We start from the raw sequence: 22,418 nt of genomic DNA, 5'->3' as shown, positions 1-22,418 counted from the left end.
AAGGCTAAGCGCATCACGTCCTGTGATAACGCCTTCGTGACCTACATCGTGTAGGCCCAAGCGGCTCATCGGACGCCCCCAGGAAGCTTTGCTCTGTGCGAAAGCGAAGCGTCAGCAACAAAGCGCTCAGTCGGAACGGAAATCAACCACACGTTTTGGTGATGGTCCGAGGATTAATATTTGAGTAAGTAAATTTGTAATTGCGCTCGTCTGTGCAGGTGAATCGCATTGTTTAAAAGGGAAATACTAGCTATAGGTGAAAAACGCCTAAAAAGCAGTTAATTAAAGCTTTTAGACAAGGAGATTACCTTGACACAGACGGGCGCTTTTCGTTATGATACAAATGACTAATAACGGGAGGAGAAACATTCGATGCTACTTGAAAAAACAACACGCATGAACTTTCTCTTCGACTTTTATCAAGCATTATTAACAGATAAGCAAAGAAGTTATATGGAGCTCTATTATTTAGATGATCACTCACTTGGAGAAATCGCTGAATCGTATGGGGTTTCACGCCAAGCTGTTTATGATAATATTCGTCGAACAGAAGCGATGCTTGAAGAATATGAAGAAAAACTATGTTTACTTGAAAAATTTCAACAACGTACACAAATGCTTGCGCAGCTAACAGCAGGGATGACAGAACAAAGTATGACAGTTGAAGAGCAGCTAACGCTTATAGAACAGTTGAAAGAATGGGATTAGGAGGCGAAAGCAATGGCTTTTGAAGGATTAGCGGAACGACTCCAAGGAACGATCCAAAAGATTAAAGGTAAAGGTAAAGTATCGGAACAAGACGTTAAAGAAATGATGCGAGAAGTCCGATTTGCTTTAATCGAGGCGGATGTTAACTTAAAAGTAGTCAAAGAATTCGTTAAAAAGGTCAGTGAACGTGCTGTCGGTGTAGATGTTATGCAAAGCTTAACACCAGGTCAGCAAGTTATTAAAATCGTACAAGAAGAATTGACAGAATTAATGGGTGGCGAGCAAAGCCCAATTAAATTTAATACAAAGCCACCAACTGTTATTATGATGGTCGGCTTACAAGGTGCAGGTAAAACGACAACTACGGGTAAATTGGCAAATGTGTTACGTAAAAAATATAATCGTAAGCCATTACTAGTTGCTGCAGACGTTTATCGTCCAGCGGCTGTTCAGCAGTTACAAACATTAGGAAAGCAGTTATCCCTACCTGTTTTTGCGTTAGGAACCGATGTATCTCCAGTAGAAATTGCACGTCAAGCAATTGAATTGGCAAAAGAAGAACATCATGATGTCGTTATTATCGATACAGCAGGTCGTTTGCATATCGATGAAGATTTAATGCAAGAATTAAAAGATATTCGTGCGTTAAAAGAGCCGGATGAAGTATTCCTAGTTGTAGATGCTATGACGGGTCAGGATGCTGTCAACGTGGCAGAAAGTTTTAATGAAGCAGTCGGTATTACCGGAGTTGTTTTAACAAAGCTTGATGGAGATACACGTGGTGGTGCGGCGCTATCAATTCGTTCCGTTACACAGAAGCCTATTAAGTTTGTTGGTATGGGTGAGAAGATGGATGCACTGGAACCTTTCCATCCAGAGCGTATGGCTTCTCGTATATTAGGAATGGGTGACGTTTTATCACTTATTGAAAAGGCTCAGGCAAATGTTGACGAAGCTAAGGCTAAAGAACTAGAGGAAAAATTTAAAACCCAGACCTTTACGTTTGATGATTTTGTTGAACAATTGCAACAAGTGAAGAAAATGGGTCCTCTTGATGAAATTTTAAAAATGTTACCAGGTGCCGGCAAAATCAAAGGCTTAGACAATGTTAAAGTGGATGATAAGCAAATGGGACGTGTAGAGGCGATTATTTATTCGATGACACCTGCTGAAAAAACGAGTCCAGAAATTATTAACGGTAGCCGTAAAAAGCGCATAGCAAAGGGTTCTGGGACATCAATTCAAGAGGTAAATCGACTATTAAAGCAATTTGAGGAAATGAAAAAAATGATGAAGCAAATGACGGGCATGGCAAGTGGCAAAGGCAAGAAAAAGATGAAACTACCAGGCTTCGATTCATTGTTTAAATAATAATTTATAGGTGTTAAGAAAAAACACTTTACAAACAACCTAAACATTGATAATATACTATCTTGTGTGAAACTTATTCGGAGGTGCTATTAAAATGGCAGTTAAAATTCGCTTAAAACGTATGGGAGCTAAAAAATCTCCTTTCTATCGTATCGTAGTTGCAGACGCTCGTTCACCACGTGACGGTCGTTCAATCGAAACAGTTGGTACTTACAACCCACTTACTCAACCAGCTACTGTAAACATCGATGAAGAGAAAGCTCTTAAATGGTTAACTGACGGTGCAAAACCATCAGATACAGTGCGTAACTTGTTCTCAGAACAAGGTATCATGGAAAAATTCCATAACCAAAAATTCAGTAAATAATCGGGGGCGACGTCTTTGAAGCAGCTGATTGAAGCAATCGTTTTACCGTTAGTCGATTATCCAGAAGAAGTTCGTATAGAGACGGATGAAAATGCAAATCGAATTGTTTATAAACTTTTTGTTCATCCAGAGGATCGAGGGAAAGTCATAGGCAAGCAAGGGCGAGTAGCGAAAGCGATTCGTACAATTGTTTATTCAGCGGCGGGTAGTCACCATCAAAAAAAGACCTACGTCGATATATTGGATTGATAGAAAAGATTTTCACGCTCTTTTACATGCAACAAGCGCTGGAGAGTCCTGATCGGTATGTTTACATGCGCTTAGGAATTCAAAGTGGCTCTGAGGTAAAGCGTAAAATCTGGACTAAAAGGAAGGAGCTTACCGGTTCCTTCCTTTTTTCATTATCATAATTATATTGAGAGGTAATTGAACATAATGACATTGAGGAAGACTGGTCAACGTCTAAGCTATAACACCGTCCACCGAAAGTTAAACTGCTTTTGTAGGTGAAAGGTGAAAGAATACTTTTTGATCTAGTTAGCAAGTAGCTTGACGGGATGAGTTTGTTTAGCATTTTTTATATGAGGTGAGATTTGAATGGAATGGTTTAATGTAGGTCGGATTGTCAATACGCATGGTATTCGTGGTGAGGTACGTATATTATCAACAACAGATTTTGAGGAAGAGCGCTTCGCAGTAGGAAATAAGCTTGCAGCGTTTAAAAAAGACGATAAAAAGCCAACATGGGTAACAATTGAATCGATGCGTCGTCATAAAAACTTTATTTTATTAACTTTTGAAGGAATGTATAACATCAATTTTGTGGAGCCTTTCAAAGAAGGTATGCTCAAAATTACGAAGGATCAAATGTCAGATGATTTATTAGAGGAAAATGAATATTACTTCCATGATATAATTGGCTGTTCAGTTGTTTCTGAAGAAGGCGAAACAATCGGAGCAGTAACAGATATTCTTCAAACAGGTGCAAATGATGTGTGGGTAGTCAAAGGCGCTAAAAAAGAACATTACATCCCGTATATCGAAGACATCGTTAAGGAAATTAATATTGATGAGAAGAAAATTGTGATATACGTAATGGAAGGCCTGCTATGATGAATATTCATGTGTTAAGTTTATTTCCTGATATGTTTACAGGTGTCTTTGGTGCATCAATATTAAAAAAAGCACAAGAAAAAGATGCTGTAAAGCTAGAAGTAACTGATATTCGTGAATATTCGGGTAACAAGCACAATCAAGTAGACGATTATCCGTATGGTGGTGGTGCGGGAATGGTGTTAAAACCAGAGCCGATGTTTAGCGCTGTCGAGGCCATTACTGAAGGGAAAAATCCCCGTATCATTTTGATGTGTCCACAAGGTGAGCGTTTTACTCAGAAAAAGGCAGAAGAGCTAGCGCAGGAACAAGAACTAGTGTTTTTATGTGGTCATTACGAAGGCTATGACGAACGCATCCGTCAGCACCTTGTCACAGACGAGATTTCAATTGGAGATTTCGTATTAACTGGTGGTGAACTAGGGGCTATGACGGTTATAGATAGCGTTGTACGACTTCTTCCGGGGGTTTTAGGACAAGCGGATTCCCACATACAAGATTCGTTCTCAACAGGTCTTCTAGAGCACCCACATTATACACGACCTGCTGAATTTCGCGGAATGAAAGTACCTGATGTTTTACTATCGGGCAATCACGCAAAGATTGAGCAATGGCGTGCGGAAGAATCGCTGAAAAGAACTTTCGAGCGTCGTCCAGATTTATTCGAGAATTATCCATTAACAGACAAGCAAAAAATGTATGTAGAAAAACTTAAAAACAATAATAAAGATGCTTGATTGCTATCTATATTTATGATATCATCTATTCTGTACTTCTATGTGAAGTACTGAATTACGGTGTTCCGCTGTGGCATAGATTGCGTGCAAGAGCATCTGTCTAAGGAGAGAAAAACAATGTCAAACATTATTACAGAGATTACAAAAGCTCAGCTTCGCACTGATCTACCAACTTTCCGTCCTGGTGATACTGTTAAGGTACACGTGAAAGTAGTAGAGGGTACTCGTGAACGTGTCCAAGTATACGAAGGTGTAGTAATTAAACGTCGTGGTGGCGGTATTAGCGAAACTTTCACAGTTCGTAAAATTTCTTACGGTGTAGGTGTTGAACGTACGTTCCCTGTACACACACCAAAAATCGCTAACTTAGAAGTTGTACGTCGTGGTAAAGTACGTCGTGCTAAACTTTACTACCTACGTAACCTACGTGGTAAAGCTGCTCGTATTAAAGAAATTCGATAATTATGAATTAAAAGTGAGGGGCTTGTGTAACAAGCTCCTTTTCTTTTTGCTTGTCATCATAAATGGCTATCAACTAAAATGAGGATAGACAAGGGGGCAAATCTCGATGGAAAAACAAGTGAAGGAAAAGAATGAACTATGGGAATGGACAAAGGCACTTCTAATTGCATTTGCGATTGCAGCGATTATTCGTTATTTTTTATTTACACCCATTGCAGTAGATGGCCAATCCATGATGCCAACCCTTGAAGATGGCGACCGTATGATTGTGAATAAAATTGGTTATAAAATAGGTGAACCAAAACGTTTTGATATTGTTGTATTTCATGCTCCTGAGAAGAAAAACTATATTAAACGTGTTATTGGATTACCAGGAGAGACTTTGGAATATAAAAATGACCAATTATACATTAACGGTAAACCGATAGATGAGCCTTATTTAGATGCTTACAAATCAAAAATTACAGAAGGTACTTTAACCGAGGATTTTACATTAAAAGACATTGATGTAAACCTAAAAGATAATGTAATTCCAGAAGGCTGTTTTTTCGTTATGGGGGATAATCGTCGATACAGTAAGGACAGTCGTATTATTGGAGTCGTCGATCAGAAAGAGATTATTGGTAATACAAGTCTGATTTTCTGGCCGTATAGTGATATTAAAATTGTAAAGTAATTCTTGAAAGGGAGACATCCGCCGGAGGCTTTAACTTCTTTCAGCAGGCGTTTGGACACCTGCTGAAAGAAGTTAAAACTCCCTTTTTCTTTTAGTGTAGGAGGTATAGATATGACTATACAATGGTTTCCAGGGCATATGGCAAAGGCCCGTAGAGAAGTAACAGAAAAATTAAAGCTCGTTGATATTATATTTGAATTAATAGATGCACGTTTACCGCTATCTTCCCGAAATCCAATGATAGACGAAGTGATTAATCAAAAACCGCGTCTTCTTATTTTAAATAAGTCAGATATGGCAGATGAGCAGGAAACACGTAAATGGGTTGAATACTTTGCGCAAAGAGGTCATAAGGCAGTAGCCATCAATTCTCTTGAAGGTAAAGGATTACAGCAGGTGACAAAGGCTGCTCAAGAAATATTAAAAGAAAAATTTGAGCGTATGAAGTCACGTGGGATGAAGCCAAGAGCCATTCGTGCAATGATTGTCGGAATTCCGAACGTAGGGAAATCGACGCTAATTAATCGCCTTGCAAAGAAAAATATAGCAAAAACAGGGAATACTCCAGGGGTAACTAAGGCTCAGCAATGGATAAAGGTTGCGAAGGAGCTTGAATTACTCGATACACCAGGTATTTTATGGCCGAAATTTGAAGATCAAGAAGTAGGCTATAAATTAGCCTTAACAGGTGCCATAAAGGATACTATAACGAATATGGAGGATTTAGCTGTATATGGCCTACGCTTTTTATCCGTTCATTATCCGGCACGAATGGAAGAACGCTATGGCTTCCAGTTTATACATGAAGATTTAGTGGATACCTTCGATCATATCGGTAAACTTCGCCGTGTTTTCGGTCCCGGAGGAGAAATCGATTATGATCAAGTAGCTCAACTGATCGTTCGAGATATTCGTGGCTTGCAATTAGGTAAACTAACCTTTGACTTTGTTGGCGAACAGCTTGAAAAGGAAGCACAGCAGTAATAAGAAAAAAACTGTCATACTCACTTGAGAAGGTTGTGAGCATGGCAGTTTTTCTTTTAGGAATACTTCTTCTTGCCGATAAATGATATAGAGCGAGAAAAAAAGCAATAAATACTTTTTGAATCGATTCGGAGCTTTTCGTTATAAACTTGGGGATTGATTTCCGTTATTGTTGATCCCCAAGGAGTCGCCCAGCCTCCACTACAATCAATTAATATACATGAAATACCATTAAATGTAATCCCTGGATTTTAGTGAAATTTCCAAACCTGTTCTTTATAAAAAAGTATTGTTAGTATAAAAGCATGGGCGAGAAGACTCAAGCTGCGCACGTGCGGAATGAAGAGTGATTGTGCATTCAAGTACATATTACAAAAAAGGGATATATATTGTGAAAAACGCCAAAACGTTAGGGTGAATCCTTAGCCCTCTAAAAAGTAAGATTAGCGAATAACTGTTAAGAACCAAAAGGGAGTAAATATATGAAAACAATTAAAGAAATTACTGCAGCCTTAAAGGAAGCGGAGGAATGGCAGGGTTGGATGACCGCTGTAGCAACCGACGAACGAGCAGGAGTGCAAAAAGCTTGGCAAAATTGGGAAAAGCGTCAGGAGAAAAAACAACAGCTATTAAAGGAACATCAAGCGAAAGTCGATTTTGACCAAAGCTATGGAGAGCAAGGGGCACTCATTGCAGGTATAGATGAAGCAGGGCGTGGACCATTAGCAGGGCCGGTAGTAACAGCTGCTGTTATTTTACCTGCAAACTGTGAGGCTCTAGTCGGATTAAATGATTCAAAGCAATTACCAAAAGATAAACGCAATGACTATGCTGCTTTAATAAAAGAGCATGCATTAAGTTATTTTATCCATTTCCAATCAGCGCAACAAATCGATGAATTAAATATTTACGAAGCGACGAAGCAATCGATGAAAACAAGTGTAGAATCATTATCTATTAAACCTAATTATGTGCTAGTTGATGCTATGACGCTACCAATCTCTATTCCGCAGGATTCAATAATTAAAGGGGATGCGAAAAGCTTAGCTATTGCAGCTGCATCGATATTGGCGAAAACGGCTCGAGATAATTATATGGATCAATTGGACGAAGAATTCCCTATGTATGGTTTTGCTCAGCATGCAGGGTATGGAACAAAGCAACATTTAAAAGCACTTGAAGAGTTCGGTCCAACTACTCATCATCGCAAGTCATTTGAGCCGATAAAGTCAATGCTCTAACTTGTTTCAGCAAATGACATTTGTTAAAACGTATATCATGTGGATAAGTTGACTGGAGCGGAGACTGGGCGACTCCTTGGGGATCAGCGAAAGAGGAACGAAGGCTAAAACCATCACGTCCTGTGATAACGCCTTCGTGATTAACATCGGTGCGCTGCCGATTCGCTTTCGCGCAAAAAACATCTGTTGGCCCAAGCGGCTCATCGGACGCCCCAAGGGAAAAGCCCAGTCGGAGCGGAAATCAACCCCACGTTAAAAAAAGGACGCCAATTACGCCAAGGAGTAATTGATGAAAGGAGTATGTATATGACAGCCACATCTTTTAATCCGATTCAAATGCAACAAACTGCTTTAACCTCAGCTAATCAGCCGCTTACTTTAAAACAAGGACAAGTATTTCAAGGGACAATCAAACAATTATATCCAGATCAAATGGCGGAAATACAAGTTGGCCATCAGAAGTTTATTGCTAAACTCGAAGTCCCACTAAAAGCAGGAGATGCCCATTTCTTTCAAGTGACGGGTACAAGTCCACAAACAGAACTAAAAGTTGTTACGGGTCCCATGGTGCAAACGGCTTCCCAAGGTCAACAAATTAATCAGCTACTTGAATCAATGAATTTGCCAAAAACACCTGAAATGCAGCAGCTTTTAGCTCATTTTATGAAAGAGCAGCTACCGATTTCAAAAGAGCAGCTGATGCAGGCCGAAATGTGGTTAAAGGCATTACCAGAGGGCGTTACTAAAATGGATGCCCTGCTAGCCATTCAAAAAATGGTAGAGTTTAAAATGCCGATGACGAATGATGTTTTTCAAGCTCTTATGAGTGGACAAAAAACGAATGGTATGAATTCCGTAATGGAAAACTTTACGCAGCTTTTAACGAAGGATATAGCTTTACCAGAAAACCTTAAGCAAAATCTAATGCAACAGGTACAGGCAATTGCAAAGCCTTTTGAAGTAGAAACAGGTGGTTTAGTACTTGCCAAGTCCATTCAAATATTAACTAGTAATGAAGCTTCTATGAGTGACAAGATTCAAGCTATGAATATGTTGAAGGATGCGGGAATATTACCTCAGAAGGCAACCTTGCAAAACTGGTCAAGTCTCAGCGATATAAAGTCTGTTCAGCCAAATCAGCTTCAACAGGCTGGACAAGTTATTCAAACGATTTTAACAGCACAACCCGACAATACAAAGCAACTTGTCGACCAGCTTAAATCATGGACAGCGAATCAAAGTTTGTTAACCGATGAACAAAAGCAGTCATTAAATCAACTTATCGATCGATTTACTCAGCTACCAGCAACTAAACAAACTCTAGAGATTTTTGCAAAACAGATGCAAGAACAACTAATAAAAGCGTTTGCAGAAAATTCTTCGGAGCGTTTGTTTACACAAGACGCCAATGCTCTTTCGGTGAAGGACCATTTATTATCGCTTTTAAAGCATGAAGTAACTTCTCCAATACAAAACGAAGCATTCATGCGAAATCTCATGAAAAATAGTGTTGAATCCCCGCAATCTATGATTCAACAGATTGTTACACAAGCAGATGCCCATGTACAAAATTCTATGGACAGTAAAGCGATGGAACATGCACTTAAAACGGTATTGAAAAATCTGGGAGTTAGCTATGAAGCGGCACTTAGTAATAAGTCAGCAGATTTACAGCAAATTGCACATCAATTAAAACCTCAGCTACATACATTATTGCAGGAAACACATGTTACTCCGCAGCTGAAGGAAGCTGCGGAAATGTTAATGGCGCGTATGAACGGCATGCAACTAGCATCAGGGGAGAATGGCCATCAGCATCAACTTATTATGCAAGTACCATTGGAATTCTTCGGTAAGAAAATGGATGCAACATTACAGTGGAATGGACGCATGAAGGAAGACGGTAAAATTGATGCCAATTACGCGCGTATATTATTTTATTTACAAATGGAATCTATGAAAGAAACAGTTATTGATATGCAGGTTCAAAATCGTGTAGTTACTGTGACAGTATTTAATGAAAATAATGATATACTTGCGCTTGCAGAACCACTAAAAGCAGCATTAAAAATAGGACTAGCTGAAAAAGAGTATCAACTTTCAGGCGTTTTTATTAAACAATTTGAAAAAGCCCAACCTGAAAAAAAACCTGTAGTAGAACAGCAAGAGGAACATAGTGGGGTGGATTTTCGCATATGAGTGAAGAAAAATTTACTCGAAAAGAGGCAATTGCTCTCACGTATAAGTTAGGACGTTTTGATAGTCCAACAGTCGTAGCAAAAGGAAAAGGGAAAACAGCAGAAAATATATTAGCACGCGCGAATGAGCACGATGTCCCGATTTATGAGGATCCTAACCTTGTTCAATTACTTGGACAATTAGATTTAAATGAGTCAATTCCAGAAGAATTGTACGAAGCTGTCGCTGAGGTTTTTGCATTTATATATCGACTAGATCAACAACATGCGCAAAAATACAGAAAAAACAAAGAATTCTGATATTCACAAAACTCTGTTTTAGTACAAGAAACAGAAGAAATCGTCATATTAAAAGATAAAAAATGAATAAAAGACAAAGTGTGGACTTTATCAGAATCTTTAGTTAGAATAGATTATGTTAGTAAAACAATTTTGCAAATGTTTGATGGGAGGATGTATTATGAATATCCATGAATATCAAGGGAAAGAGATTCTTAGAAAATATGGTGTAGCTGTACCAAACGGAAAAGTTGCTTTTTCCCCTGATGAAGCAGTGAAAGTAGCGAAGGAACTTGGCTCTAACGTAACAGTAGTCAAGGCGCAAATTCATGCAGGAGGACGCGGTAAAGCGGGTGGCGTGAAAATCGCTAAAAACCTTGACGAGGTGCGTACTTATGCAAAAGAATTACTAGGTAAAATTTTGGTAACTCATCAAACAGGTCCTGAGGGAAAAGAAATAAAACGCTTATATATTGAAGAGGGTTCTGATATTCAAAAAGAATACTATTTAAGTTTAGTATTAGACCGCGCAACATCCCGTGTAACAATGATGGGGTCTGAAGAGGGCGGCATGGATATTGAGGAAGTAGCGGAATCACATCCAGAAAAAATCTTCAAAGAAGTTGTGGATCCTGTTATTGGGTTAACAGGTTTCCAAGCACGTCGCATGGCGTTTAATATGAATATTCCGGCTAACCTAGTAGGGAAAGCTGTTAAATTAATGCTAGGCCTGTATCAAGCATTTATCGACAAGGATGCTTCTATTGTAGAAATAAATCCACTTGTTGTAACTGGACAAGGAGAAGTTTTGGCATTAGATGCTAAATTCAATTTCGATGCAAATGCATTGTATCGTCATAAAGATATTGTCGAATTACGTGATTTTGATGAAGAAGATGCAAAGGAAATCGAAGCATCAAAATACGACCTAAGCTATATTTCACTAGATGGTAACATTGGCTGTATGGTTAATGGAGCTGGTCTTGCTATGGCTACAATGGACACAATTAGCTATTATGGCGGAAGCCCTGCTAACTTCCTGGATGTAGGGGGCGGTGCAACGGCTGAAAAAGTAACAGAAGCTTTCAAAATTATCCTTTCTGATTCACATGTAAAAGGCATTTTCGTAAACATTTTTGGCGGAATTATGAAATGTAACATTATTGCTGAGGGTGTTGTTACAGCTGCCAAAGAAATTGGCTTAACTGTGCCGTTAGTTGTACGTTTAGAAGGTACTAATGTAGAACTTGGAAAAGAGATTTTAAATGCATCTGGTTTAAACATCGTTGCAGCTGATTCAATGGCTGACGGTGCACAAAAAATTGTGGGACTAGTAGGCTAAGGAAGGCAGGGAGAACAATGGCTGTATTTATTGATAAAGATACGAAGGTAATTGTACAAGGGATTACGGGCGAAACAGCGCTTTTCCATACGAAGCAAATGCTTGAATATGGTACTAAAATTGTAGCTGGTGTAACACCAGGTAAAGGTGGTCTTGAAGTCGAAGGAGTGCCTGTATTTAACACTGTAGCGGAAGCTGTAGCTGCAACAGGCGCAACAACTTCAGTTATTTATGTACCTGCTCCATTCGCAGCAGATGCTATTTTAGAGGCTGTTGATGCTGAATTAGAATTAACAATCTGTATTACTGAACATATTCCTGTCCTTGATATGGTTAAGGTTAAACGTTATATGGAAGGTAAAAAGACACGTCTAGTAGGTCCAAACTGTCCAGGTGTTATTACGGCAGATGAATGTAAAATTGGTATTATGCCAGGATATATCCATACAAAAGGGCATGTAGGAGTTGTTTCTCGCTCTGGTACGTTAACATACGAAGCCGTACATCAATTAACACAAGCTGGTATTGGTCAAACTACAGCTGTAGGTATCGGTGGAGACCCTGTCAATGGTACAAACTTTATCGATGTTTTGGAAGCGTTCAACAACGATCCAGAAACATATGCAGTTGTGATGATTGGGGAAATTGGGGGTACTGCTGAAGAAGAAGCGGCTGAGTGGGTTAAAGCGAATATGACGAAACCTGTCGTTGGCTTTATCGGTGGACAAACAGCGCCTCCAGGAAAACGTATGGGTCACGCTGGTGCTATTATCTCAGGTGGTAAAGGAACAGCAGCAGAGAAAATTAAGGCCATGAATGCTGCTGGTATTGAAGTAGCAGAAACGCCATCTGTCATTGGTGACACACTTATTAAAGTAATTAAAGAAAAAGGGCTATACGAAAAGTGTAAAACCCATTAAAATGGAAGATGTAGCACGTTGTTGCTACATCTTTTTCTTTATGAAGACACGGCTTTCATAAGCTTCTAACGGAATTGTGTTCAAGAACTTCCTACTTACTTCTTAAGGACCTTTCCTAAAAAAGCTGTGTCATTAAAAATGCGGTCATTTAATTTCTTCTATATAAAAGGAGGTTTTTAAATGATTTTTTCAGTCGATACACAGAGATTACTAGCTTTACATTATATATACCCATTACCACTTCAAAAACTTCAGCAATTATTGTCCCCGGTGGATATACTAAGTTATTTTGAAGAAGCGCCCCCCTACGAGATTGCAAAAGCACTGCAAATATCATCGCACAAAGCATTAGAAATAACTCGTAGCTTTCGACAAAATATGACATTGTCGTTTGAAAAAGCTTATGAACGGGCCGATATTTCCCCTATCCCTTTTCATCATCCTTTTTACCCGGCGCAATTATTTGAAATATCCAGTCCACCTACTGTATTGTATGTGAAAGGTCGGTATTCTCTATTAACGAACGAAAAGCAAGTAGCTATTATAGGCTCTAGAAAGGCTACAGCTTATACGAAAACTGCGATGGACTTAATTGTTCCGCCTCTTGTTGAACACGAATATACTGTTGTAAGCGGGCTTGCAAGAGGGGCGGATACGATAGCTCATGAGACAACTATAAAAGTTGGAGGTTCCACAATTGCAGTGCTTGGACACGGGTTTAATTATCTATACCCTAAGGAAAACCAGTCTCTCGCTGGGCATATGGCGGAGCAACAGTTACTTGTCACAGAGTATCCTCCATATATGAAGCCTGAAAAATGGCATTTTCCTATGCGTAACCGTATAATTAGCGGATTGTCCAAAGCTTTAGTTGTAACCGAAGCAGCATTAAGAAGTGGAACGCTTATTACAACAGAATATGCATTAGAACAAGGAAAAGATGTATTTGTTGTACCGGGTCCAATTGATGCAGAGCAATCAAAAGGCACAAATAAACTACTATTAGAAGGAGCTATTCCAGTGTGCAACGGTCACGAAATCGTTGAAACACTTGCGCTCTTTTCTAACAAAAATTGAAAAAAAGTTGCATTATCTTAAAATCTGTTATACATTTTGCAACAGGTAACTTAAAAAATTAGCAATAGACCTCGCTAAGGGGGAGACATAGATGGCGGATTATTTAGTGATTGTAGAATCACCAGCAAAAGCAAAAACAATTGAACGATATTTAGGGAAAAAATATAAAGTGAAGGCGTCTATCGGGCATGTTCGTGATTTACCACGTAGCCAAATGGGCGTTAGTCCTGAAAATAATTATGAACCTAAATATATTACTATTCGTGGTAAAGGTCCTGTTTTGCAGGACTTAAAGTCTGCGGCTAAAAAAGTGAAGAAAGTCTTTCTAGCGGCCGATCCAGACCGCGAGGGAGAAGCGATTGCTTGGCACCTTGCGACTGCGTTAAATATTGATATTCATTCAGATTGTCGTGTCGTTTTTAATGAAATTACAAAAGATGCGATTGTAGAATCCTTTAAAAATCCACGTCCTATTAATATGGATTTAGTAGATGCACAGCAAACACGTCGTATATTGGACAGACTTGTTGGTTATAACATTAGTCCGATTCTTTGGAAAAAGGTTAAAAAGGGATTATCAGCAGGACGAGTTCAATCTGTAGCACTACGCATGATTATTGATCGTGAAAATGAAATTAAAAACTTCCAACCGGAAGAATATTGGACAATCGAAGGTTCTTTTGAAAAAGGTAAGAAAACGTTCGATGCGCTCTATTATGGTAATGGCAAAGAAAAAATTAAATTAACAAATGAAGAACAAGTAAAATCTATTTTAAAAAATGTTAAAGGTACAAGTTTTGAAGTAGTCAATGTATCTAAAAAAGAACGTAAACGAAATGCAGCACCTGCTTTTACAACATCTTCTTTACAGCAAGAAGCCGCACGTAAGTTAAATTTCCGTGCTAAGAAAACGATGATGCTTGCGCAACAATTATATGAAGGTATTGATATTGGTAAAAAAGAGGGGACAGTCGGTTTAATCACGTATATGCGTACCGATTCAACACGTATTTCAGATACAGCAAAAACAGAGGCAATTGCCTACATTGAATCTAAATACGGCAAAGAATTCATCTCCACAGAGCCGAAGCAGGCAAAAAAAGCATCGAATGCACAAGATGCCCATGAGGCCATTCGTCCAACTAGTACGATGCGAACTCCAGATGAATTAAAAGCAGTGCTTAGTCGCGACCAATTGCGCTTATATCGTTTAATTTGGGAGCGCTTTATCGCGAGTCAGATGGCGCCGGCTGTACTTGATACAGTTGCTGTTGATCTACAAAATGGTGATGTTTTATTCCGTGCAAATGGCTCACAAGTTAAATTTGCGGGCTTTATGAAGCTATATATTGAGGGAACAGATGATCAAACAGAAGAAACAACCAAGCTTCTACCTGAAATGGAAGTTGGCGATCAAGTAAAATCTCTTGAAATTGAGCCAAAGCAACATTTTACACAGCCACCACCACGTTATTCAGAGGCACGTCTTGTAAAAACAATGGAAGAGTTAGGTATAGGGCGCCCGTCCACATATGCACCGACCCTCGATACAATTCAGCGCCGTGGCTATGTCGTATTAGATGCAAAGCGATTTATGCCGACAGAGCTAGGAGAAATCGTGCACCAACTCGTACTAGAGTTTTTCCCTGATATCATAAATATCGAATTCACAGCACAAATGGAGCAAGATTTGGATGATATTGAAGAAGGTGGTCGTCAGTGGAAAGAAGTTGTACATGAGTTTTATAAGGATTTTGAGGTCCATGTAAAATATGCAGATGAGGCTATGGAAAAGGTTGTTATAAAAGATGAACCTGCTGGCGAGGATTGTGAGCTTTGTGGATCTCCAATGGTCTTTAAGCTTGGACGATATGGGAAATTTATGGCTTGTTCAAACTTCCCAGATTGCCGCAATACAAAAGCTATTATGAAACCTATTGGCGTAAAATGTCCTTCTTGTGAAACAGGCGAAATTGTAGAACGAAAGAGTAAAACAAAGCGTTTATTCTATGGTTGCAATCAGTATCCTGAGTGTGAATTTGTTTCTTGGGATAAGCCAATTAGTAGACCATGTCCGAAATGTAGTGCATTATTAGTAGAGAAAAAAATTAAAAAAGGTGTGCAAATTCAGTGTACGAAATGTGACTATGAAGAGACACCTACTCAATGATAGAAAGATGGTAAGTACATGACTGAACAAGTAGTAAATGTAATAGGCGCAGGACTTGCAGGCAGTGAGGCTGCTTGGCAAATTGCTCAACGTGGTGTGAAAGTTAGACTTTATGAAATGCGTCCGGTAAAGCAAACACCAGCTCACCATACTGATAAATTTGCAGAGCTTGTTTGTTCGAACTCACTACGTGCAAATGGATTAACAAATGCCGTAGGTGTGATTAAAGAAGAAATGCGTATGTTAGATTCTGTTATTATGAAGGCAGCAGATGCATGTTCAGTACCAGCAGGTGGTGCATTAGCAGTGGATCGTCATGAGTTTGCGGGCTATGTGACAGACGCAGTGAAAAACCATCCTCTTGTGGAAGTAATTCATGAAGAAGTCACTGAAATTCCAGAAGGTATTACTGTTATTGCCACAGGACCACTAACATCGAAAGATTTAGCTGAAAAAATTCAAGGCTTAACAGGTTTAGATTATCTATATTTCTATGATGCAGCAGCACCAATTATTGAAAAAGATAGCATCGATATGGAAAAGGTTTATTTAAAATCTCGTTATGATAAAGGGGAAGCAGCTTATTTAAACTGTCCTATGACAAAGGAAGAATTTGATCGTTTCCGTCAAGCGTTAATCGAAGCAGAGGTTGTGCCATTAAAAGAATTTGAAAAGGAAATTTACTTTGAAGGTTGTATGCCAATCGAAGTAATGGCTGCTCGCGGAGAGAAAACAATGTTATTTGGACCGATGAAGCCAGTAGGTCTAGAGGATCCAAAAACAGGGAAACGACCCTATGCTGTTGTCCAATTACGACAAGATGATGCAGCAGGAACTCTTTACAATATCGTTGGCTTCCAAACACATTTAAAATGGGGACCACAGAAAGAAGTATTGCAATTAATTCCGGGATTAGAGAATGTTGAAATCGTTCGTTATGGAGTAATGCATAGAAACACGTTCATTAATTCGCCGAAAGTTCTAGAGAAAACTTATCAGCTTCGCGAGCGAAAAAATATTTTCTTTGCTGGTCAAATGACAGGTGTCGAAGGATATGTTGAATCAGCTGGTAGTGGATTAATTGCTGGTATTAATGCGGCTCGATTAGCATTAGGACAAGAACAACTTATCTTCCCATTCGAAACGGCTTTAGGAAGTATGGCGCGTTATATAACAGAAGCACAATCGAAAAACTTCCAGCCAATGAACGTTAACTTCGGAATTTTCCCTGAACTACCACCAGGACGTCGTTCGAAACCAGAGCGTGCAGAGATGCATGCTACACGCGCAATAAACACAATTCGTAATTTTGTGAATTCACAAACAATTTGATTGCAAAAAGCCTCTAAAAGTTGATATACTCTTAGAGGCTTTTTCTTTTTTGTAGGCAAAATGCTAATTTACACGTATTTTATTATTTTGTATGGAGATTTTCTCAAAATATAAACATTTTCACTTGCCATATGATGAAGATAGGTATAGTGTCAATATGTATGTTTATCTACATTAACGATACCCAAAGTGACACACTAAAGAGGATAAAAGAAAATGCGCATCCTTTTATTGGCGAGTGTAAGTAATTTTGGCTCATCAGCCGTAATTTGAGAAGGTTATTAATTATCATTTGGTGGTGAATCTTTTAATGTTAGTTTCGTCCCAAGATGCACTTGAGCAGTTTATGCTTTATATTCAAATTGAAAAAAACTTCTCTGTTCATACAGTGCGAGAATATGAATCGGACCTGCTAGATTTTTTAGCGTTTTTGCAAGCGGAAGGTGTAAATGATTTAGCTAGTGTTGAGTATATACATGCACGTCTTTATGTAACAAAGTTGTACGATGAAAAGAGAGCAAGGTCATCTGTATCAAGGAAAATCTCCTCAATACGCTCTTTCTTTCGCTTTCTGAATAGACAGTACGGATTAGATGATGGGGCATTTCGATCACTTTATCACCCCAAAAAAGAATCGCGCTTACCAAGTTTTTTCTACGAAGAAGAATTGAAGCAGCTATTTGATGCGAATGTTGGCGATGATTTGAAATCATTAAGAAATATGGCTATATTAGAGCTGTTATATGCGACAGGTATTCGTGTAAGTGAGCTTACCTCAATTCAAGTAGAAGATGTTGATTTCCATTATTCGATTATTAGGGTAATGGGAAAAGGGCGGAAAGAACGTATTATTCCATTCGGACAATTTGCGAGTTTAGCTATGCAGGATTACATAGAGCAAGCTCGTCCACGATTGATGAAAAACACAAGTCATCAGCAATTGTTTGTCAACATGCGCGGTGGGGAACTTACTCCTCGAGGTGTACGTCATATTTTAACTGAAATGATTGACAAGGCCTCGCTCCATACGAAAATATATCCACATATGCTTCGCCATACTTTTGCTACACATTTATTGAATAATGGCGCAGATTTACGTACGGTGCAGGAGTTATTAGGCCACGCTCATTTAACTTCTACACAAGTTTACACACATGTAACAAAAGAGCATCTTCGTCAAACATATATGAATGCTCATCCAAGGGCATAATAAGCTAAGGAGGAAGGCAAATGGGACAAATTCATGCGACAACGATATTTGCAGTTCATCATAATGGAGGTTGCGCTATGGCAGGTGATGGTCAAGTAACCCTAGGGAATGCGGTTGTAATGAAGGGTACAGCAAGGAAGGTCAGACGTCTGTTTAATGGGCAGGTGCTTGCCGGATTTGCCGGATCGGTTGCCGATGCTTTTACACTTTTTGAAATGTTTGAAGGAAAGTTAAATGAATACAATGGTAACTTACAACGTGCAGCGGTAGAAGTTGCTAAGCAATGGCGCGGTGATAAAATGCTACGTCAATTAGAGGCCATGCTACTTGTAATGGATAAAAGTACACTCCTTCTAGTTTCAGGAACTGGAGAAGTGATTGAACCGGATGATGGAGTTTTGGCAATTGGTTCGGGGGGTAATTATGCATTATCAGCAGGTCGTGCTCTGAAAAAATATGCGGGTGATACAATGTCTGCACGTGAAATTGCAGAGGCAGCATTAGAAACCGCTGCTGAAATTTGTGTGTTTACGAATCATAATATTATCGTGGAGGCGCTTATCTAATGACAAAGAATAATTTAACGCCAAGACAAATTACTGAGCATTTGGACCGTTATATCGTTGGACAAAATGAAGCGAAACGAGCGGTAGCTATTGCGCTACGTAATCGATATCGTCGCTCACTGTTAAGTGATGAGATGAAGGCTGAAGTAATTCCGAAGAATATTTTGATGATTGGACCAACAGGTGTAGGGAAAACAGAAATTGCTCGAAGAATTGCAAAGCTAACAAATGCACCATTTGTAAAAGTAGAAGCAACGAAGTTTACAGAAGTAGGGTACGTTGGACGCGACGTAGAATCAATGGTACGTGATGTAGTAGAAGCTTCACATCGTCTTGTAAAAGAAGAAATGATGGAGTCTGTGAAGGACCAAGCAGAAGAATTAGCAAACGAAGCAATTGTTAAGTTATTGGTTCCTTCCTTACGAAAAAAACAGTCCATGCAAAATCCATTTGAAATGTTATTTGGTGGGAAAGAACAGCAAGCCAATGACGATTCCTCTGAAGAAACTGAAGTACGCTCTAAACGTGCGCAAATCGCTATCGATTTACGTAATGGTAAATTAGAAAATGAATGGGTTACAGTTGAAGTGACGGAACAAAATCCTTCTATTTTTGATGCGTTACAAGGAACGGGCATGGATATGTCTTCAAACAGTGGCATGCAGGATATGCTATCTAATTTGATGCCTAAAAAGCATAAGAAACGCCGTGTACAAGTGAAAGACGCGCGCCGTATTTTAACAATCGAGGAAGCGAATAAGCTCATAGATGCAGATGAAGTTGCACAAGAAGCCATTTCAAGAGCTGAACAGTCAGGCATTATTTTTATTGATGAAATTGATAAAATCGCTAGTAAGGAAGGTAACTCTTCTGCGAATGTATCACGTGAGGGCGTACAACGCGATATTCTGCCAATTGTTGAAGGTTCTACTGTAACGACGAAGTACGGTGCAGTAAAAACAGACTTTATGCTTTTCGTTGCTGCGGGAGCATTTCATATGTCAAAGCCGTCAGATTTAATTCCTGAATTGCAAGGTCGATTCCCGATTCGAGTAGAGCTTGAAAAATTAACGAAACAAGATTTTGTACGTATTTTGAAAGAGCCAGATCAATCACTTATTTTGCAATACAAGGCATTATTAGAAACAGAAGGCGTGGAAATAAACTTTACAGAAGACGCGATTGAGCGAATTGCAGAAATTGCAACCGAGGTTAATCAGGAGACTGATAATATTGGAGCTCGTCGTTTGCACACAATTTTAGAACGTTTATTAGAAGAATTATCGTTTGAAGCTGCAGAAATTGCACCTGCAAATATACCGATCAATGCTTCATATGTAGATAAAAAGCTTGCGGGTATAGTAAAAAACAAAGATTTGTCACAGTTTATATTGTAAGATAAGGCTGAATAGTTTCATTCAGTTATAAAAAACTTTAGAATATTAAGTAAATACTCTTCGGATTATTTATAGGAGGAACATATAATGAATTTATTAGAAAAAACACGTAAAATTAACTCGATGCTTCAAGCATCTGCTGGTAAGCCAGTAAACTTTAAAGAAATGGCAGATACATTAGGAGATATTATAGACAGTAATGTTTATATTGTAAGCCGTAAAGGGAAGCTTTTAGGCATTTCAATTCACCAACAAATTGAAAATGAACGTATGAAAAAGATGTTCGAAGAGCGTCAATTCCCAGAAGAATATACACATAGCTTGTTTACAATTTCTGAAACATCTTCAAACCTAGATATTAATGACGAACATACTGCTTTCCCAGTTGAAAACAAAGAGTTATTCCAAAATGCATTAACAACGATTGTACCGATTGTTGGTGGTGGTGAGCGTCTAGGTACATTAATTCTTGCTCGTTTATCTTCACAATTCGAGGATGATGATTTAATTTTAGCTGAGTATGGTGCAACAGTAGTTGGTATGGAAATTTTACGTGAGAAATCTGAGGAAATTGAAGAGGAAGCTCGTAGCAAAGCTGTTGTACAAATGGCAATTAACTCTCTTTCATACAGTGAGTTAGAGGCTATTGAACATATCTTTGAAGAGCTTGACGGACATGAAGGCTTACTTGTTGCTTCAAAAATTGCAGACCGAGTTGGCATTACACGTTCAGTAATCGTAAACGCATTACGTAAACTAGAATCTGCAGGTGTAATCGAATCTCGCTCTCTAGGTATGAAAGGTACTTACATTAAAGTGCTAAACGATAAATTCTTAAATGCATTAGCTGAAATTAAAATGAAATAATATAAAACGTCCTTTATGGAACGGTGTAAGGCATCTGGAATATTTATTCCAGATGCCTTTTAATTTTTTTTCGGCAAAATGTTTTATGTAACGAAAGTGAAACGGCAGTTAAAAGTGTTTGGTAGAGAAAGCGAAGCGTTAGCTAGAAATGTCTTTTGTTCCTAAAGCATAGAGACAGGTACAGTTGCTCACTTTCCTGTGACGAGAGCCGAGCTGCTTCCTCGAATTTTTGTCGCTACGTTAGCATTGTTCTTTCACACGTAACCCCCCCTAGAAAAGCGCTTTAGTCGGTACGGATATCTCCTCCCTCGTTTGCGCGAAAGGTTTTAATAAGACACCTAAATTTCATAGGTAACATGTAGGCAGCTGGAATATTTGTGTCTCGGCTGCCTTTTTGAACTTTCCATAATTCGATGAAGGTTCGACAAAATTTTCAGCTAATTGACATTGCCTCTAATTATGTCAAACTATGATATAGTACTAAATAGGGGGGGAGAATCCTCTATGTTTTAATCTTTTTCCGCATCTCCTATAGGTAAGATTTCAACCATCATAGATGCTATCATTATTGCTTTTTCCCTAGATTAGATTTTTAGAACAAGTATTACTTATTGCATATACCAAAAAAATGGATACTCCTATTGTTACTTATAAGACAGTCTAGAATCACTATTCAGAATTTTTTGTTATATATTAAACTCAACTATAAGTAGTAAAAAGGAACTCTAACTTAGACACTGTGTCTACTGTTGTTTTGTAAAAAAAAGGAAAAAAACCGATCCCAAAACCGTAAACACTGTCTGAATAGTGTAAAATGACTAGAAGCGAGTTTGGTCGCTCGAAGCCATGCGGCACAAGGGGTGCGGAAGTATTGTCCTGGTTATTTGTGAATAAAAATAGGGCATATATACTAATAAAAAATGACAAAAGACAATAGACACTACGTATCATCTTAATTACAATTGTATTATTGGATAAAATAAGAAATACATAAATGAGGTGAATGTTTTGGATTTGTTTGGAGGAACTATTAGTAGCCTGGAAAACGGACTTTCCTATGCAACTTTGAATCATAAAACAATCGCTAATAACATTGCGAATGTCGATACGCCGAACTATAAGGCGAAAAGTGTAAGTTTTAAAGATATGTTGGCGAAAGAACAACAAATGTCAATTTCAGCATATCGTACTGATAGTAGACATTATGATTTCGAGATTCGACAATCTACGCCTGGTGTGAATAATATCAATGGCTTACGTTATCGAAATAACGGTAATGGCGTGGATATGGATGCTGAACAGGCGAAGCTTGCGAAAAATCAAATTTATTACAGCGCATTAATTGAACGTATGAACAGTAAGTTAAATACATTAAATACTGTTATTAAGGGAGGTAGGTAA

General features: G+C 38.6%; 22 protein-coding genes. All 22 read left to right on the top strand.

The genetic code is table 11. From position 1 onward, the window contains the following. Window positions 1–372: 372 nt before the first annotated feature. The 22 genes from AMS59_RS08565 to flgB all read left to right on the top strand — a co-directional run bounded on the left by AMS59_RS08565 (window position 373) and on the right by flgB (window position 22,418). On the top strand, window positions 373–708 hold the full coding sequence (locus AMS59_RS08565; protein WP_053483322.1) for a putative DNA-binding protein: 336 nt from the start codon (window positions 373–375) through the stop codon (window positions 706–708). 12 nt (window positions 709–720) lie between these two features. Beyond that, complete coding sequence (gene ffh, locus AMS59_RS08560) at window positions 721–2,079, top strand: signal recognition particle protein (protein WP_053483321.1); 1,359 nt, start codon at window positions 721–723, stop codon at window positions 2,077–2,079. Window positions 2,080–2,173: 94 nt separating this feature from the next. Then, on the top strand, window positions 2,174–2,446 hold the full coding sequence (gene rpsP / locus AMS59_RS08555) for a 30S ribosomal protein S16 (RefSeq protein ID WP_053483320.1): 273 nt from the start codon (window positions 2,174–2,176) through the stop codon (window positions 2,444–2,446). A gap of 15 nt (window positions 2,447–2,461) precedes the next feature. Continuing rightward, complete coding sequence (locus AMS59_RS08550; protein ID WP_004269410.1) at window positions 2,462–2,695, top strand: KH domain-containing protein; 234 nt, start codon at window positions 2,462–2,464, stop codon at window positions 2,693–2,695. Window positions 2,696–3,043: 348 nt separating this feature from the next. Then, a complete protein-coding gene (rimM, locus tag AMS59_RS08545) occupies window positions 3,044–3,559 on the top strand; it encodes a ribosome maturation factor RimM (RefSeq protein WP_053483319.1) in 516 nt (171 codons plus the stop codon). Then, window positions 3,559–4,296 (top strand): tRNA (guanosine(37)-N1)-methyltransferase TrmD, encoded by a 738-nt coding sequence (gene trmD / locus AMS59_RS08540; RefSeq protein WP_053483634.1) that lies wholly within the window; start codon window positions 3,559–3,561, stop codon window positions 4,294–4,296. The genes rimM and trmD overlap by 1 nt, the downstream gene beginning before the upstream one ends. Window positions 4,297–4,413: 117 nt before the next feature. Then, window positions 4,414–4,758, top strand: coding sequence for a 50S ribosomal protein L19 (gene rplS, locus AMS59_RS08535; RefSeq protein WP_049668419.1), 345 nt, complete (start codon window positions 4,414–4,416; stop codon window positions 4,756–4,758). Between the two features lie 106 nt (window positions 4,759–4,864). Then, window positions 4,865–5,434: a signal peptidase I gene (gene lepB / locus AMS59_RS08530; RefSeq protein WP_053483318.1), complete on the top strand. Its 570-nt coding sequence runs from the start codon at window positions 4,865–4,867 to the stop codon at window positions 5,432–5,434. Between the two features lie 111 nt (window positions 5,435–5,545). Continuing rightward, window positions 5,546–6,418, top strand: coding sequence for a ribosome biogenesis GTPase YlqF (gene ylqF, locus AMS59_RS08525; protein ID WP_053483317.1), 873 nt, complete (start codon window positions 5,546–5,548; stop codon window positions 6,416–6,418). A gap of 482 nt (window positions 6,419–6,900) precedes the next feature. Continuing rightward, window positions 6,901–7,659, top strand: coding sequence for a ribonuclease HII (locus AMS59_RS08520; protein WP_053483316.1), 759 nt, complete (start codon window positions 6,901–6,903; stop codon window positions 7,657–7,659). 306 nt (window positions 7,660–7,965) lie between these two features. Further along, window positions 7,966–9,858, top strand: a complete 1,893-nt coding sequence (locus AMS59_RS08515) for a hypothetical protein (protein WP_053483315.1) — start codon at window positions 7,966–7,968, stop codon at window positions 9,856–9,858. Then, window positions 9,855–10,157, top strand: a complete 303-nt coding sequence (locus AMS59_RS08510; protein WP_053483314.1) for an EscU/YscU/HrcU family type III secretion system export apparatus switch protein — start codon at window positions 9,855–9,857, stop codon at window positions 10,155–10,157. Before AMS59_RS08515 ends, AMS59_RS08510 begins: the two co-directional genes overlap by 4 nt. A gap of 160 nt (window positions 10,158–10,317) precedes the next feature. Then, on the top strand, window positions 10,318–11,478 hold the full coding sequence (gene sucC / locus AMS59_RS08505; RefSeq protein WP_053483313.1) for an ADP-forming succinate--CoA ligase subunit beta: 1,161 nt from the start codon (window positions 10,318–10,320) through the stop codon (window positions 11,476–11,478). Window positions 11,479–11,495: 17 nt separating this feature from the next. Beyond that, window positions 11,496–12,398 (top strand): succinate--CoA ligase subunit alpha, encoded by a 903-nt coding sequence (gene sucD, locus AMS59_RS08500; protein ID WP_053483312.1) that lies wholly within the window; start codon window positions 11,496–11,498, stop codon window positions 12,396–12,398. 180 nt (window positions 12,399–12,578) lie between these two features. Continuing rightward, a complete protein-coding gene (gene dprA, locus AMS59_RS08495) occupies window positions 12,579–13,475 on the top strand; it encodes a DNA-processing protein DprA (protein ID WP_053483311.1) in 897 nt (298 codons plus the stop codon). A 91-nt stretch (window positions 13,476–13,566) separates the two neighbouring features. Next, the gene (gene topA, locus AMS59_RS08490; protein WP_053483310.1) at window positions 13,567–15,645 is read left to right on the top strand and encodes a type I DNA topoisomerase; all 2,079 of its coding nucleotides are present in this window, start codon (window positions 13,567–13,569) and stop codon (window positions 15,643–15,645) included. An 18-nt stretch (window positions 15,646–15,663) separates the two neighbouring features. After that, the gene (trmFO, locus tag AMS59_RS08485; protein WP_053483309.1) at window positions 15,664–16,977 is read left to right on the top strand and encodes an FADH(2)-oxidizing methylenetetrahydrofolate--tRNA-(uracil(54)-C(5))-methyltransferase TrmFO; all 1,314 of its coding nucleotides are present in this window, start codon (window positions 15,664–15,666) and stop codon (window positions 16,975–16,977) included. A 310-nt stretch (window positions 16,978–17,287) separates the two neighbouring features. After that, window positions 17,288–18,187 carry a tyrosine recombinase XerC gene (gene xerC / locus AMS59_RS08480; RefSeq protein ID WP_053483308.1) on the top strand — a complete coding sequence of 300 codons (900 nt, stop codon included), beginning with the start codon at window positions 17,288–17,290 and terminating at the stop codon, window positions 18,185–18,187. Between the two features lie 20 nt (window positions 18,188–18,207). Further along, entirely contained in the window at window positions 18,208–18,753 is a 546-nt protein-coding gene (hslV, locus tag AMS59_RS08475; RefSeq protein WP_053483307.1) for an ATP-dependent protease subunit HslV, read from the top strand. Further along, window positions 18,753–20,150, top strand: coding sequence for an ATP-dependent protease ATPase subunit HslU (gene hslU, locus AMS59_RS08470; protein WP_053483306.1), 1,398 nt, complete (start codon window positions 18,753–18,755; stop codon window positions 20,148–20,150). The genes hslV and hslU overlap by 1 nt, the downstream gene beginning before the upstream one ends. Before the next feature lie 87 nt (window positions 20,151–20,237). After that, complete coding sequence (codY, locus tag AMS59_RS08465; protein WP_049668434.1) at window positions 20,238–21,017, top strand: GTP-sensing pleiotropic transcriptional regulator CodY; 780 nt, start codon at window positions 20,238–20,240, stop codon at window positions 21,015–21,017. A 1,008-nt stretch (window positions 21,018–22,025) separates the two neighbouring features. Then, window positions 22,026–22,418 carry a flagellar basal body rod protein FlgB gene (flgB, locus tag AMS59_RS08460; protein WP_053483305.1) on the top strand — a complete coding sequence of 131 codons (393 nt, stop codon included), beginning with the start codon at window positions 22,026–22,028 and terminating at the stop codon, window positions 22,416–22,418.

Source organism: Lysinibacillus sp. FJAT-14745 (assembly GCF_001275675.1).
In the GTDB taxonomy this organism is placed as follows: Bacteria; Bacillota; Bacilli; order Bacillales_A; family Planococcaceae; genus Lysinibacillus.
Note: the sequence above shows the minus strand (reverse complement) of the source record. Positions and strands in the feature narration are given on the sequence as shown.